This window comes from Streptomyces sp. NPDC028331 (assembly GCF_055565775.1).
Window position 1 is genome coordinate 51,435 of the sequence record NZ_JBVHTR010000005.1, and the last position, 13,294, is coordinate 64,728.

Consider the following 13,294-nt stretch of genomic DNA (forward strand, 5'->3'; position numbering starts at 1 on the left):
CGGGAACGGACGCCTCCCTTGTCCGGTTTTTTTTGGGGACCACATGTGAAGGGGACACCGGTCCGCTGTCGTTTTCTCCCCCTCTCGTTGGTTCCGCCACGCGCGAGGGTCAGCTCGTGAGCACCCCTTCCGGGGCCTCGCTGGAGCGGGGGTCCGCCAGCTTCGGCCGCGGGGCGTCGGCATCCCGGTGCGCCGGGTCCCTGACCTCGCCCACCAGGAGTTCGAGTACGTCCTCCAGCGCGACCAGGCCCAGTACCCGGCCGGAGGTGTCCGCCACCTGGGCCAGGTGGGTGGCCGCCCGGCGCATCACCGTCAGCGCGTCGTCCAGCGGGAGTTCCGCGGCGAGCGTCGTCATGGGCCGCCAGAGCTGCTGGGGAACCGCCCGCTCCGATTCCTCGAGGTCCAGGACGTCCTTGACGTGCAGGTAGCCCATGAAGGCGCCGTTCCCCGCGACCACGGGGAAGCGTGAGTAGCCCGTGCGTGCGGTGAGGGCGACTACCTCGCCCGGGGTCACCGTGGGCTCGACCGTCACCAGCAGGTCCGGGTCCAGGAGCACGTCCGTGACCGGGCGCGAGCCCAGCTCCAGCGCGTCCTCCAGCCGCTCGGCCTCCTCGGGGTCGAGCAGGCCGGCCTGGCCGGAGTCCTCGACGAGCTGGTTGAGCTGCTCGCTCGTGAAGGCGGCCTCGACCTCGTCCTTGGGTTCGACCCGGAACAGTTTGAGGATCACCCGGGCGCAGGCGCTCAGCGTGACCGTCACCGGACGGCACAGCCGTGCGAACGCCACCAGGCCCGGGCTCAGCCACAGCGCGGCCTTCTCCGGGGCCGCCATCGCCAGGTTCTTCGGCACCATCTCGCCGATCACCAGGTGGAAGAAGACGACCGCGGCGAGCGCGATCACATAGCCGAGCGGGTGGACCATCTCGTCCGGGATGTGCGCCGCCGCGAACACCGGTTCGAGCAGATGCGCGACGGTCGGCTCGGCCACGGCGCCCAGGGTCAGGGAGCACACGGTGATGCCGAACTGGGCCGCGGCCATCATCTGCGGCAGCCGCTCGAGGCCGTACAGCACCTGCCGCGCGCGGGCGGTCCCCAGCGGCTCGATCTGGCTGCGGCGGACGGACACGAGCGCGAACTCGGCGCCGACGAAGAACCCGTTGACGAGCACCAGCAGCGCCGCGAAGAGGAGTTGGAGCAGGCTCATCGCACCGCCTCCGCAGCCGGTGCGGCGGTGTCCGCGAGCTTCACGAGCCGGACGCGCTCGGCGCGGTAGTGACCGACCTGGCGGACGGTGAGCCGCCAGCCCGGCAGCTCGGCCCGGTCACCGAGGGCGGGGATGCGGCCCAGCAGGTCGGCGACCAGTCCGGCCACGGTCTCGTACGGTCCTTCGGGTACGTCCAGGCCTATCCGCTTGAGGATGTCGACCCGGCAGCTTCCGTCGGCGTCCCATGCGGGGCGCCCGTCCTCGGGCGGCGCGACGGCGAGTTCCGGCAGGTCGAGGCCGTCGTGCTCGTCGCGCACCTCGCCGACCAGCTCCTCGACGATGTCCTCCAGGGTGACGACGCCCGCCGTGCCGCCGTACTCGTCGACGACGACGGCGATGGGCTGCTGGCTGCGCAGCAGCTCCAGGAGGGGCTGGACGGGCAGTGTCTCCGGGACGAGCAGGGGCGCCTGGGCGATCCGGGTGACGGGCATGCGCAGCCGTTCGTGCCTGGGCACCGCGAGGGCGTCCTTGAGGTGGACCATGCCGACGATTTCGTCGATCTTCTCCCGGTAGACGGGGAAGCGGGACAGGCCGGTGGCCCGGGTGAGGTTGACCACGTCCTCTGCGGTGGCGGAGGACTGCAGCGCGCTCACCTTCACCCGCGGGGTCATCACGTGCTGTGCGGTCAGTTCTCCGAGGGAGAGCGTGCGGACGAACAGGTCGGCCGTGTCCTGCTCCAGCGCGCCGGCCAGCGCGGAGTGGCGGGCCAGCGAGACGAGCTCGCCGGGGGTGCGCGCGGAGGCCAGTTCCTCGGCGGGTTCGACGCCCAGGGCGCGCACCAGGCGGTTGGCGACCGCGTTCAGGGCCGCGATGACGGGGCGGAACAGCCGGGAGAACAGGTGCTGGGGGCCGGCGACGAAGCGCGCGACCTGGAGGGGCCGGGACACCGCCCAGTTCTTGGGGACGAGTTCGCCGATCACCATCTGCGCGGCCGAGGCGAGCAGCATGCCGACGACCACCGCGACGCCGCTCGCCGCCCCGTCGGGGAGCCCGATCAGCGCGAACGGGGCGTGCAGCACCTCCGCGAGCGCCGGTTCGGCGAGCATGCCGACGACGAGCGAGGTGATGGTGATGCCGAGCTGGGTGCCGGAGAGCTGGAAGGACAGCTCCCTGAGCGACTCCACGACCGTACGGGCGCGTCGGTCGCCCTCGGCCGCGGCGCGCTCGGCGTCCGGGCGCTCGACCGTGACGAGCCCGAACTCGGCCGCGACGAAGAAACCGTTGGCGAGAATCAGCAGGAACGCCGCTCCGAGGAGCAGCAGGGGGATGGTCATGATGCCGCCGCCTCCGCGTGCACGCGGGCCTCGTGGAGACGGTCCGCGCTATGTCGGCAGGGGGCGGCGCAGGTACTACAGGACGATCCGTCCATCGCCGGGGGGAGTCACTCCTCGGGTAGCAGGAACCCCTGAGCACCGGGTGGAACCTCAGGGGCGGAGGCGCCACGTAAGCGCCTCTGCCACCAGATTAATCAAGACATCGCCCTGTGCGGCAGGGTGGACGGCCCTGAGTCAGTCGTGATGTCGGTCGGGATCGGGGGTGGAGCGGGCTTCGGCGAGCGCCCGGAGGGTGCGGGCGTCCTCGATGGCGCGCTGCTTGGCGATGCCCGGCTGGATGCCGAGGGCGGGCAGGGACGTGCCGTCGCTGAGGTTCAGGAACACCCAGGGGTCGCCGGGACGCAGGTTGACCTGGAGGATTTCCGCCCAGTCCAGGTGGCGCCGGCTGGCGATGTTGACGACGGTGACCCCGCTCTCCTCGGCGACGACCTTGGGCCGGGCGAGCAGGAGCAGCACTGCGAAGAGGAGGGCCCCCGTGAGGATGAAGCTGAGGCGTTCCCCGGTGGTGAGCTGGTCCAGCAGCAGCGCGACCGTGGTGATCACCACGAGTATCGCGATGCCGGCGGTCAGCAGCACGGCCCGGGTGCGGCCCGGCCGGAAGGTGACGGGGAGGGTGGGCAGGTCGGACATCGGCGTACGGCGACCTCAGAGGCGGCAGGCGTGGATGGCCGTGGTGAGGATGGCCCGGGCGCCGATGTCGTACAGGTCGTCCATGATCCGCTGGGCTTCCTTGGCCGGGACCATGGCCCGCACGGCGACCCAGCCCTCGTTGTGCAGCGGGGAGACGGTCGGCGACTCCAGGCCCGGGGTGAGGGCGACGGCCTTCTCGAGCTGCTCGACGCGGCAGTCGTAGTCCATCATCACGTACGTCCGGGCCACCAGGACGCCCTGGAGGCGGCGCAGGAACTGCTGGACCTTGGGCTCTTCGGTGTCGGCGCCGGTGCGGCGGATGACGATCGCCTCGGACTTCATGATCGGCTCGCCGATGACCTCCAGGCCCGCGTTGCGCAGGCTGGTACCGGTCTCCACGACGTCCGCGATGACCTGGGCGACGCCGAGCTGGATGGCGGTCTCCACCGCGCCGTCCAGGTGGACGACGGAGGCGTCGATGCCGTTGTCCGCGAGGTGCTTGGCGACGATGCCCTCGTAGGAGGTGGCGATCGTCATGCCGTTCAGATCCGCGACGCCGACCGCCGTGCCGGGCTTGGTGGCGTAGCGGAACGTGGAGCGGGCGAAGCCCAGCGGGAGGATCTCCTCGGCGTTGGCACCGGAGTCGATGAGCAGGTCACGGCCGGTGATGCCGATGTCGAGGCGGCCGGAGGAGACGTAGATCGCGATGTCGCGGGGGCGGAGGTAGAAGAACTCGACCTCGTTCTCCGGGTCGACGATCCTGAGCTCCTTGGACTCCCGGCGCTGCTGGTAGCCGGCCTCATGCAGCATCTCCGCCGCAGGGCCGGACAGTGAACCCTTGTTGGGGACGGCGATGCGCAGCATGAGGTCGGCTTCCTTCGTTCGTGCGTACGGACGTACGGATGTGCGAATGTTCGGTGTACGGCTCAGAGGTGGGCGTAGACGTCGTCCAGGGAGATCCCGCGCGCCACCATCATCACCTGTACGTGGTAGAGCAGCTGGGAGATCTCCTCGGCGGCCGCCTCCTTGCCCTCGTACTCGGCGGCCATCCAGACCTCGGCGGCCTCTTCGACGACCTTCTTGCCGATGGCATGGACGCCCTTGCCGACCAGCTCGGCGGTGCGGGAGGTGGCGGGATCGCCGTGGGCGGCCTTGTGCTGGAGCTCGGTGAAGAGCTCCTCGAACGTCTTCTTGGACATGGTGGTCCTTACCCTACGCGCTCAGGGCCGTACCTCAGTGCCAGGGTTCGGATACCGAGCGGAGCGTGGCGGCCGTCGCCACCGCCGCCGTCACCGCCTCGTGCCCCTTGTCCTCGTTGGAGCCCTCGAGGCCCGCGCGGTCCAGGGCCTGCTCCTCCGTGTCGCACGTCAGTACGCCGAAGCCGACGGGGACGCCGGTCTCGACGGAGACCTGGGTCAGTCCCTGCGTGACGCCCTGGCACACGTAGTCGAAGTGGGGGGTGCCGCCGCGGATGACGACACCGAGTGCCACGATGGCGTCGTATCCGCGGCCCGCGAGCACCTTGGCCGCGACCGGCAGCTCGAAACTGCCGGGGACCCTGAGCAGGGTCGGCTCGTCGATCCCCAGCTCCCGCAGGGCGCGCAGGGCGCCGTCGACCAGACCGTCCATCACCTTGTCGTGCCACTGTGCCGCGATGACGGCGACCCGCAGGTCGCTCACGTTCCGCACGGACAGCTCCGGTGCACCCTTGCCGCTCACGTCTCTCCTCAGTGCTCTGTTACTGGTTGCCGCAGGTGGACACGGCGGTGGTGTCCAGCCAGGGCAGGTCGTGCCCCATCCGGTCCCGCTTGGTGCGCAGGTAGCGGAGGTTGTGTTCGCCCGCCTGGACCGGCATCGGCTCCCGGGCGGTGACCTTCAGCCCGTGCCGGAGCAGGGCGTCGCTCTTGTCCGGGTTGTTGGTCATCAGGCGGACGCTCCGCACGCCGAGGTCCTGCAGGATCCGGGCGCCTGCGGCGTAGTCCCGGGCGTCGGCGGGCAGGCCCAGCTCCAGGTTGGCGTCCAGCGTGTCGCGGCCGCGCTCCTGGAGTTCGTACGCGCGCAGCTTGGACATCAGTCCGATGCCGCGTCCTTCGTGGCCGCGCAGGTAGACGACCACGCCCCGGCCCTCGGCCTGGATGCGCTGCAGGGACGCCTCGAGCTGCGGTCCGCAGTCGCAGCGTGCGGAGCCGAAGACGTCGCCGGTGAGGCACTCGGAGTGGACCCGGACCAGAACGTCCTCACCGTCGCCGATCCCGCCGTGGACGAGGGCGACGTGCTCGACGCCGTCGACGGTGGACCGGTAGCCGTAGGCCGTGAAGGTCCCGTGGGCGGTGGGGAGCCGGACCTCGGCCTCGCGGCGGACGGTCGGTTCCTCACAGGTGCGCCGGTAGGCGATCAGGTCCTCGATGGAGATGATCGTCAGGCCGTGCTTGCGGGCGAACGGGATCAGCTCGGGCAGCCGCAGCATGTGGCCGTCCTCGCCGGCGATCTCCACGATGGCACCGGCCGGGCGCAGTCCCGCGAGCCGTGCCAGGTCGACGGCGGCCTCGGTGTGGCCGTTGCGGACCAGCACTCCGCCGGGCTTGGCGCGCAGCGGGAAGACATGGCCGGGGCGGACGAAGTCGGCGGGTTCCGCGGTGCCGCTCGCGAGCAACTGGAGCGTGGTGGCGCGATCGGCGGCGGAGATGCCGGTGGTCACGCCGTGAGCCCCGGAGGCGTCGACGGAGACGGTGAAGGCGGTCTTCATCGACTCGGTGTTCTCGTCGACCATCTGCGGGAGCCCCAGCCGGTCCAGCTCCTCGCCCTCCATGGGGGCGCAGATCAGGCCGCGGCACTCGCTCATCATGAAGGCGATGATCTCGGGGGTGACCTTCTCGGCGGCGATGACGAGGTCGCCCTCGTTCTCGCGGTCCTCGTCGTCGACGACCACGATCGGGCGGCCGGCCGCGATGTCGGCGATGGCCTGCTCGACCGGGTCGAGCGCGAAGTCCTCGATGTGGTCCGTGCTGTACAGGATCGGCGCCGTGCTCATGCGGCGGCTCCTTCCAGGACGGGCCGCGCGGCCCTGCGGGAGCGCAGCCACCAGTCGCGCATGCCCCACAGGACGAGTGCGCCGTAGATGATGTAGACGAATCCGGAGAAGGCGAAGCCGTTGGCGAAGTTGAGCGGGACGCCGACGGCGTCGACCAGCAGCCAGGCGAACCAGAACTCGACCATGCCGCGCGCCTGGGCGTACATGGCGACGATCGTGCCGACGAAGATGTAGGCGTCCGGCCACGGGTCCCACGACAGTGCCGGGTAGGCGGTGAACAGACCGGCGACGGCCAGGGTGCCCACGGCCGCGGCGGCGACCAGGATGCCGCGTTCGCGCCAGGTGGCGAAGCGGGGTGCGATGTGGCCGTCCGCCGCCTGGTCCTTGCCGCGGTTCCACTTCCACCAGCCGTAGACGGCGACGACCATGACGACGACCTGCTTGCCGGCGCTGCCGGAGAGGTGGGCCGTGGCGAAGGCGGCGAAGAGGATCAGGCCGGACAGGAACTGCACCGGCCAGGTCCATATGGAGCGCCGCCAGCCGAAGGCGAGGCCCAGCAGACCGATCAGGTTGCCGATCATGTCGGACCACTTGATGTGCTGGCCGAGGAGCGTGAACGCCTCGGAGTTCAGCCAGTTCACCGGGTGACCCCCTGACCGGCAAGCAGGCTCTCGACGTACTTGGCGATGATGTCGACCTCGAGGTTGACCGGGTCGCCGGGCTGCTTGCTGCCGAGGGTGGTCAGCGCGAGGGTGGTCGGGATGAGGCTCACGGAGAAGTGGTCGGGTCCGACGTCGACGACGGTGAGGCTGATGCCGTCCACCGTGATGGAGCCCTTCTCCACGACGTAGCGGGCCAGGTCCGCCGGGAGCGAGATCTTCACGATCTCCCAGTGCTCGGAGGGCTTGCGCTCCAGGACCGTGCCGGTGCCGTCGACATGGCCCTGCACGATGTGGCCGCCGAGGCGGGTGCCGACGGCGGTGGGGCGTTCCAGGTTGACGCGGGAGCCGACGGCGAGGGCGCCGAGGCTGGAGCGGTTCAGGGTCTCCGCCATGACGTCGGCGGTGAACTCGTCGCCCTCGTGCTCCACGACGGTGAGACAGACGCCGTTGACCGCGATGGAGTCGCCGTGACGTGCGCCTTCGGTGACGACGGGTCCGCGGACCCGGAACCGGGAGGAGTCGCCGAGGTTCTCTACGGCGGTGATCTCACCCAGCTCTTCGACGATTCCGGTGAACACTTCCCGGGTCCTCCTGCCTCGATGGGGCACGGACTCCGGGGCCTGTCGATGACGACAGCAGATGACGAGCGAGGACACCGGGGGCGACGCCGGACGGGACCCGTCCACGTGGACGAGCCGGTACGGCGGCGCGCATGGTTGCCCGCCCGCCGCGCACTGCCTCCCATCCGGACTTTAACCGTCGGTCCAGGAATTCCACCTGGTCAACCGGCCGCTGGAAGCGACCGGGTCGCGGACTATAACCGCCGGTTCGGACTTTCACCGACCCCGGAGTGCGCTGCTTCTGTTACAGCCTCAGTGTGCCACGACTGATCGGTGGCCAACCGGATGAACTGCTGTGGGGTGGCTCACACGTTCACATGCTGGACATGTCCGGCGGCGGCCACCGGCCCACCGCGTCGCCATCGCGGCCAAACGGCGCCCCGCGAACAGCAGTTGAGGATTGGTCCATACCTATTGACCGGCCGGATCCGGTCCTCTTAGGGTCGGCGGTCGCGGCACCCTGCGCCGCCCTCGAACAGCCCGGCGGCGGTGACGAAGGCCCTTGCCCGCCGCCGGGCCTCCGCACGCGAGGCCCGGACGAGCCGTGCCCGCACGGCCCAGCGGCCGCAGGCGACCGGCGAGCGGGTGACGGGTGCGCCGCCGGTGCGGTGGGACCGGGCCGGGAAGCGGGTCGGTTTCGGCGTTGACGCAACCACCGCCGGCCAAGACGGGCAGGCCAGGACGGGCAGGCCCGGACGGTCGACGGTCGGACGCCGTTCGCAAGCCCGGCATCGCCCGGGCCACGGGGACAGCCTCCCCGCGTCCGTGAATCCCGCCGTCGCAACTGCCGGTCCCGCCACTCTCCCCTCGGCTCGGCGTTTGACATCGCCGCCGGACATCCACCATGCTTCCACTAATTCATTAATACAAGCCTGGTGGAACCGAGGAAGGCGACGTGATCGACTACCGGATCGACCGTGGCAGCGGCGTGCCGGCCTACGTGCAGATCGTCGAGCAGACCGAACGGGCGCTCCGGATGGGGACCTTGCGGGTCGGGGACAAGCTGCCCACGGCCAAGGAGGTGGTGGCGGCGACCGCCATCAACCCCAACACGGTGCTGCGGGCCTACCGCGACATGGAGCAGGCCGGTCTGGTGGAGCTGCGCCGTGGCCTCGGGACCTTCGTGACACGGTCGCTCGCCCGGCCCGGCGCGGGGAACGACTCTCCGCTGCGCCGGGAGGTCGCCGACTGGGTGGCCCGCGCGCGGGCCGGGGGGCTGGAGCGGGCCGACGTCCTCGCCCTGGTCACAGCCGCGCTGGACGCCTACGACACCGAGCACGACAGTGAGACCCCGGGCGACCGGGAACGAAAGAAGGAGGACGCATGACCGGGGCTGACGCGTCGGCCGCGCTGTGCGCCACGGGACTGGCATTCCGGTACCGGAGGCGGGGCGGCTGGGCCCTGCGGGACTGCGAGTTCACCGTGCCCGGCGGTCGTATCACCGCACTCGTCGGACGCAACGGCGCCGGCAAGAGCACCCTGCTGCACCTGGCCGGCGGCCTGCTGCGGCCCGCGTCCGGGCGGCTGCGTGTGCTGGGCGCCGTACCCGGCACGTCAGAGGCCCGCGCCCGCGTCGCGCTGCTCACCCAGGACAAGCCGCTCTACCCGCGCTTCACCGTTGCGGACACCCTGCTGATGGGCGAGAGACTGAACTCCTCGTGGAACCGGACGACCGCCGAGCGGATCATCCGCGAGGGCGACGTCCCGCTCCACGCCCGCGTCGGCGAGCTGTCCCCCGGGCGGCGCACTCGCGTCGCGCTCGCCCTGGCACTGGGGAAGCGACCCGAACTCCTGCTTCTCGACGAGCCGTTGGCCGACCTGGACCCCGTGGCACGAGGCGAGATCATGGCGCAGCTGATGGCCGAGACCGTGGAGCGCGGTATGAGCATCGTGCTGTCCTCGCACGTCCTGCCCGAACTCGAGGAGACCTGCGACTGGGTGCTGGTACTGCGGGACGGCCGCGTCGAGCTGAGCGAGGACGCCGAGGCGCTGCGCGCAAGCCATGCGGTACTGACCGGACCCGCCGGCCAGGCCGACACCCTGGCCGGACACACCGTCGTGCGGAGCCGTACCGGTGGCAGGCAGCTGACCGCCCTGATACGGCAGCGCGGACCGCTGCGCGGCGACTGGCACGTCGAACGCCCCAGGCTGGGGGACATCATGATCGGCTACCTCCAGGCCGGTGAGCCGGGTCACCCCGTCCCCGCCGAGCGGACGGAGGCGGCGGCGTGAAGGGCTCCCTCTGGCTCGCATGGCGCCAGCAGCGCGTGTCGGCCGGCATCGGCGCGGCCGCCCTGGTCGTCGCTGCGGCGATCGCCGCGTACTACCGCTCCGGGATGCTGGACGCCCTGCACAGCGGGCTGTTCGACCACTGCGGCACCGGGCCGCTGTACTGCACACGGCCCGACACCGGGCTGCCCCTGCTGCTGGACGTCGAGCCGCTGAAGTACCTCGGGGCGCTGAACATCGCCCTGCCCGTCGTCATCGGCGTCTTCTGGGGCGCCCCGCTGCTGGGCCGCGACCGGGAACTGGGCACGCATCGCATGATCCTCGTCCAGGGCGTGAGCCGCGGCCAGTGGTTCGCCTCCCGGTTCGCCCTGGCCGCTGCGACCACCATCGCCCTCTCCGGCCTGCTCGCGGGGGTGTTCGCCTGGTGGTGGCGTCCGGCCGCGGACCGGAGCTACGGCCTGTTCTGGTACGACGACGCGGCCCTGAGCGGCTCGGGCCCCCGCGTCGTCGCAGCCGCCCTGTTCGGCCTGGCGGCCGGCATCCTGCTGGGCCTGCTGGTCCGCCGGGTGCTGGCGGCGATGGTCCTGACCCTGCTGGTGACGGGGGTGACGACGCTCCTGCTGGACTGGACGCACCGGGCCCGGCTGCTGGTCCCGCCGCACACCTACGTCAGCGCCGGCAGCACCCCCAAACCGCCGATGGGCGAGAAGTGGTCGACCGGCGACTACGGCCTGATCACCGCCTCCGGCCGCCACGACGACGTGCTGAACTGCCCGTTCCCGTCGGGCGCCCAGCTCAAGGAGTGCATGGCGGCGCACGGGTACGTCGCCCGCTTCTACGAGGCCAACCCGGCCGGTGACTACTGGACCTTCCAGTGGACCGACACCGCCGTCCTCGGGGGCCTGGCCGTCCTGCTCACAGTCGTCACCGTGCTGCTCCTGCGGCGCCGCGTCTGACCGCGGCGACGCACCGGGACCCATCCGCCTCCCCCTTCCTTTCGCCCTCATCCCCCACCGGGATTCCCTTTCGCACGGAGGTCGCTCCGCCATGCCCGCCGACGCCGAGTCGCCGAAGAAACTGCGCAACAACCGCGCCGCCCGCACCCACAAGACCGCTTACGCCCTGCGCCACCCCGGCCGCGTCGTCCCGTACCTGCGCCGGGCCGGCCGGGACGCCTGGCTTAGCCTCAAGCACCCCCGCCACGTCGGCTACTACCGCGCCGTGACGGCCTCGGACACCCGCCGCACCCCGGAAGCCGCGGTCGGCAGCCGGACCCACGACCGCCGGCCGGCGCTGGGACGGACGCAGTTCGACCACGTGGCGCGGCGGCACGGTCTGCACGCGCGGTTCATGGAGGACCGGGAGAAGCGCCCGCACGGCCAGTCGACGATACGTGTCAGCCGCTCGCCCCTGCCCACCGCGTGAGACGGCCCCGCTTCCCCGACATGCCGTCCCCTGAACCTCACAGCGGGCAGCCGCGCCTGGCCGCGATGGACGGACTCCGCCTGGTGGCAGCGGTGATGGTGGCCGCGTACCACTTCCTCGGCACACCCACCCCGCACTTCTGGGGAAGGACCGAACTCCGGGATCTCGCGCCGTTCCTGCACGAGATCAGCCGCTACGGCTGGCTCGGCGTCGAGTTCTTCTTCGCCATCAGCGGCTTCGTCATCTGCATGAGCTGCTGGGGGCGGACCCCCGCACAGTTCACCGTCTCCCGCATCGCACGGCTGTTCCCGGCCTACTGGTGCGCCGTACTCCTCGTCGTCGCGCTCGTCCTCGTCTCACGGGTTGGCCACTGGCCCGCCGCCACCCGCATCGACCCCCGTACCGTCCTGGGAAACCTGACGATGGCTCCGGGACCACTGGGAGTGGAACTGGTCGACGGAGTCGCCTGGACGCTCTGGGTGGAGGCCCGTTTCTACCTGCTGATGGCCGTGCTGCTCGTCTTCGGGCTGTCGTACCGGCGGGTGACGACCTTCTGCGGAGCCTGGCTCCTGGCCGCCGTGATCGCGCTCGAACTCCACTCGCCGCTGCTCGACGAATTCGTACTGCCCCGGTACACCGGCCTCTTCGTCGCCGGAATCGTCCTCCACCTCATGCACAGGTTCGGACCGAGCCTCCTGCTGTGGCTGCTGCTCGGTTTCGCCTGGGCCTACGAACTGACCGTGCTCGAACTCCGGGTGGCCGATCACGCCGCCGTACCCCCCGGCGAGAGCCCGCCCTCCTGGGCCGTGTGCGCGGCCGTTCTCACGCTCTGTCTCGGGCTGCTGGCGCTGGCCGGTGTCGGAGGACCGCTGGCGAGGCTGCGATGGCGTTGGCTGGTCACCGCAGGGGGACTCACCTACCCCTTCTACCTCGTCCACCAAAGCATCGGAATTCCCTTGGCCAAGGGCTTGATCCGGGCCGTTCCGATGCTGGGGCCGCTTCCTTCGATGGCGGTGTCCGTCGTCTGCGTGCTGGGGCTGTCCCTGCTCATCCACACAACGGTGGAGCGTCGGCTCGGACGCCTGCTGAGGCATCGCCTGACGCTCGACATGCGGCTTCAGGACCCCGCCGCGAGGCCGGCTCCCGCCCACACGCGGTAACCCGTGAACCCCGTCCGAAGAAAGATCTCGCATGCCCTTCATCACCCGTACAAGACGCTCTCGCCTGCTCATCGCCGTCGCGACAGCGGTGGCCGCCCTGTCGGCCATCGCGCTGACTGCGGCCCTGACGGTCACGACCTACGACCACACCTCGCCGCGCGCCGCCCGAGCACAGGCTTCGGGATCGGTGGCCGGAAACGTCGACTGCCGCAGGGCGAAGTGCGTGGCCCTGACCTTCGACGGCGGCCCCAGCCCGACGACCCCCAGGCTGCTGGACATCCTGAAGCGGGACGGTCTGCACGCCACGTTCTTCGTTCAGGGCGCGGGCCACATCGCGAAGTACCCCGGCATCCTGCGCCGCATCTCGGACGAGGGGCACGAGATCGGCAATCACACCTGGAACCACAGCAGGCTGACGGACCTCGACGAGGACAACGCCCGTCGGGAACTGACCCGTACGCAGGACGCCATCGAGAGGATCACCGGCACCAGGCCCGTCCTGATGCGTCCGCCGGAGGGCCGCACCAACCGCGAAGTGGCGAAGGTCTGCCGGGACTTGGGGCTGGCGCAGGTGCTGTGGAGCGTCACCGCCAAGGACTACGAGACGACCGACTCGGCCCTGATCACCAAGCGGGTGCTCGACCAGACGCACCGCGACGGCATCATCCTGCTGCACGACCTGCACAAGGGGACTGTGCCCGCCGTGCCGGGGATCATCAAGGCGCTCGAACAGCGCGGCTACACCATCGTCACGGTGTCGCAGCTGCTCGCACCTGCCACGCCCCGGCCGGGCATGGTCTACCGGCCGTGAGGGAGCGCCGCGAGCGCTTCCCCGCCTGCCGCGCGCGAGGCGATCCCGAGGTGCGGGCACACCTGGTGGAGGTGCGAGCCCACGACGGTTCGGCCCGGGCCCGGTCGGCCCACGGCTGTTCGCCCGGCCGT

The 13,294-nt window shown here is 70.9% G+C and carries 14 protein-coding genes, 1 pseudogene and 1 riboswitch; of the genes and pseudogenes, 6 read left to right on the forward strand and 9 right to left on the reverse strand.

The window, feature by feature from the left end; translation table 11 throughout:
* Positions 1 to 109: 109 nt before the first annotated feature.
* The 9 genes from ACZ4SW_RS08215 to ACZ4SW_RS08255 all read right to left on the reverse strand — a co-directional run bounded on the left by ACZ4SW_RS08215 (position 110) and on the right by ACZ4SW_RS08255 (position 7,496).
* Positions 110 to 1,201, reverse strand: coding sequence for a hemolysin family protein (locus ACZ4SW_RS08215; RefSeq protein WP_468239532.1), 1,092 nt, complete (start codon positions 1,199 to 1,201; stop codon positions 110 to 112).
* Positions 1,198 to 2,535 carry a hemolysin family protein gene (locus ACZ4SW_RS08220; protein WP_468239535.1) on the reverse strand — a complete coding sequence of 446 codons (1,338 nt, stop codon included), beginning with the start codon at positions 2,533 to 2,535 and terminating at the stop codon, positions 1,198 to 1,200. The genes ACZ4SW_RS08215 and ACZ4SW_RS08220 overlap by 4 nt, the downstream gene beginning before the upstream one ends.
* A 234-nt stretch (positions 2,536 to 2,769) precedes the next feature.
* Positions 2,770 to 3,225: a PH domain-containing protein gene (locus tag ACZ4SW_RS08225; RefSeq protein ID WP_468239537.1), complete on the reverse strand. Its 456-nt coding sequence runs from the start codon at positions 3,223 to 3,225 to the stop codon at positions 2,770 to 2,772.
* Between the two features lie 15 nt (positions 3,226 to 3,240).
* Positions 3,241 to 4,089, reverse strand: a complete 849-nt coding sequence (gene hisG, locus ACZ4SW_RS08230) for an ATP phosphoribosyltransferase (protein WP_468239540.1) — start codon at positions 4,087 to 4,089, stop codon at positions 3,241 to 3,243.
* Positions 4,090 to 4,151: 62 nt separating this feature from the next.
* The gene (locus ACZ4SW_RS08235) at positions 4,152 to 4,424 is read right to left on the reverse strand and encodes a phosphoribosyl-ATP diphosphatase (RefSeq protein WP_007491392.1); all 273 of its coding nucleotides are present in this window, start codon (positions 4,422 to 4,424) and stop codon (positions 4,152 to 4,154) included.
* A 34-nt stretch (positions 4,425 to 4,458) separates the two neighbouring features.
* Positions 4,459 to 4,944: a 6,7-dimethyl-8-ribityllumazine synthase gene (ribH, locus tag ACZ4SW_RS08240; protein ID WP_103842313.1), complete on the reverse strand. Its 486-nt coding sequence runs from the start codon at positions 4,942 to 4,944 to the stop codon at positions 4,459 to 4,461.
* Between the two features lie 19 nt (positions 4,945 to 4,963).
* A complete protein-coding gene (locus ACZ4SW_RS08245; protein ID WP_468239542.1) occupies positions 4,964 to 6,256 on the reverse strand; it encodes a bifunctional 3,4-dihydroxy-2-butanone-4-phosphate synthase/GTP cyclohydrolase II in 1,293 nt (430 codons plus the stop codon).
* The gene (locus ACZ4SW_RS08250) at positions 6,253 to 6,897 is read right to left on the reverse strand and encodes a nicotinamide mononucleotide transporter family protein (RefSeq protein ID WP_468239545.1); all 645 of its coding nucleotides are present in this window, start codon (positions 6,895 to 6,897) and stop codon (positions 6,253 to 6,255) included. The genes ACZ4SW_RS08245 and ACZ4SW_RS08250 overlap by 4 nt, the downstream gene beginning before the upstream one ends.
* A complete protein-coding gene (locus ACZ4SW_RS08255; protein ID WP_468239547.1) occupies positions 6,894 to 7,496 on the reverse strand; it encodes a riboflavin synthase in 603 nt (200 codons plus the stop codon). The genes ACZ4SW_RS08250 and ACZ4SW_RS08255 overlap by 4 nt, the downstream gene beginning before the upstream one ends.
* A gap of 149 nt (positions 7,497 to 7,645) precedes the next feature.
* A riboswitch (FMN riboswitch) is annotated at positions 7,646 to 7,776 on the reverse strand.
* Between the two features lie 657 nt (positions 7,777 to 8,433).
* Between ACZ4SW_RS08255 and ACZ4SW_RS08260 the strand changes: the two genes are divergently transcribed.
* From ACZ4SW_RS08260 to ACZ4SW_RS08285, 6 genes and pseudogenes are all read left to right on the forward strand, one after another.
* Positions 8,434 to 8,865 carry a GntR family transcriptional regulator gene (locus ACZ4SW_RS08260; RefSeq protein ID WP_468239550.1) on the forward strand — a complete coding sequence of 144 codons (432 nt, stop codon included), beginning with the start codon at positions 8,434 to 8,436 and terminating at the stop codon, positions 8,863 to 8,865.
* Positions 8,862 to 9,770 carry an ATP-binding cassette domain-containing protein gene (locus tag ACZ4SW_RS08265; RefSeq protein WP_468239553.1) on the forward strand — a complete coding sequence of 303 codons (909 nt, stop codon included), beginning with the start codon at positions 8,862 to 8,864 and terminating at the stop codon, positions 9,768 to 9,770. Before ACZ4SW_RS08260 ends, ACZ4SW_RS08265 begins: the two co-directional genes overlap by 4 nt.
* Entirely contained in the window at positions 9,767 to 10,723 is a 957-nt protein-coding gene (locus ACZ4SW_RS08270; protein WP_468239555.1) for a transporter, read from the forward strand. Before ACZ4SW_RS08265 ends, ACZ4SW_RS08270 begins: the two co-directional genes overlap by 4 nt.
* 91 nt (positions 10,724 to 10,814) lie before the next feature.
* Positions 10,815 to 11,105: pseudogene (locus tag ACZ4SW_RS08275) on the forward strand (methyltransferase); the annotation flags it as partial.
* A gap of 152 nt (positions 11,106 to 11,257) precedes the next feature.
* A complete protein-coding gene (locus ACZ4SW_RS08280) occupies positions 11,258 to 12,352 on the forward strand; it encodes an acyltransferase family protein (RefSeq protein ID WP_468239558.1) in 1,095 nt (364 codons plus the stop codon).
* A gap of 31 nt (positions 12,353 to 12,383) precedes the next feature.
* A complete protein-coding gene (locus ACZ4SW_RS08285) occupies positions 12,384 to 13,163 on the forward strand; it encodes a polysaccharide deacetylase family protein (protein ID WP_468239560.1) in 780 nt (259 codons plus the stop codon).
* The last annotated feature ends 131 nt before the right edge of the window (positions 13,164 to 13,294 follow it).

Coding starts and splice junctions, on each gene's coding strand:
- ACZ4SW_RS08235 (WP_007491392.1), bottom strand. CDS start 4,424: ATGTCCAAGAAGACGTTCGAGGAGCTCTTCACCGAGCTCCAGCACAAG.
- ACZ4SW_RS08285 (WP_468239560.1), top strand. CDS start 12,384: ATGCCCTTCATCACCCGTACAAGACGCTCTCGCCTGCTCATCGCCGTC.
- hisG (WP_468239540.1), bottom strand. CDS start 4,089: ATGCTGCGCATCGCCGTCCCCAACAAGGGTTCACTGTCCGGCCCTGCG.
- ACZ4SW_RS08280 (WP_468239558.1), top strand. CDS start 11,258: ATGGACGGACTCCGCCTGGTGGCAGCGGTGATGGTGGCCGCGTACCAC.
- ACZ4SW_RS08265 (WP_468239553.1), top strand. CDS start 8,862: ATGACCGGGGCTGACGCGTCGGCCGCGCTGTGCGCCACGGGACTGGCA.
- ACZ4SW_RS08245 (WP_468239542.1), bottom strand. CDS start 6,256: ATGAGCACGGCGCCGATCCTGTACAGCACGGACCACATCGAGGACTTC.
- ACZ4SW_RS08215 (WP_468239532.1), bottom strand. CDS start 1,201: ATGAGCCTGCTCCAACTCCTCTTCGCGGCGCTGCTGGTGCTCGTCAAC.
- ACZ4SW_RS08225 (WP_468239537.1), bottom strand. CDS start 3,225: ATGTCCGACCTGCCCACCCTCCCCGTCACCTTCCGGCCGGGCCGCACC.
- ACZ4SW_RS08220 (WP_468239535.1), bottom strand. CDS start 2,535: ATGACCATCCCCCTGCTGCTCCTCGGAGCGGCGTTCCTGCTGATTCTC.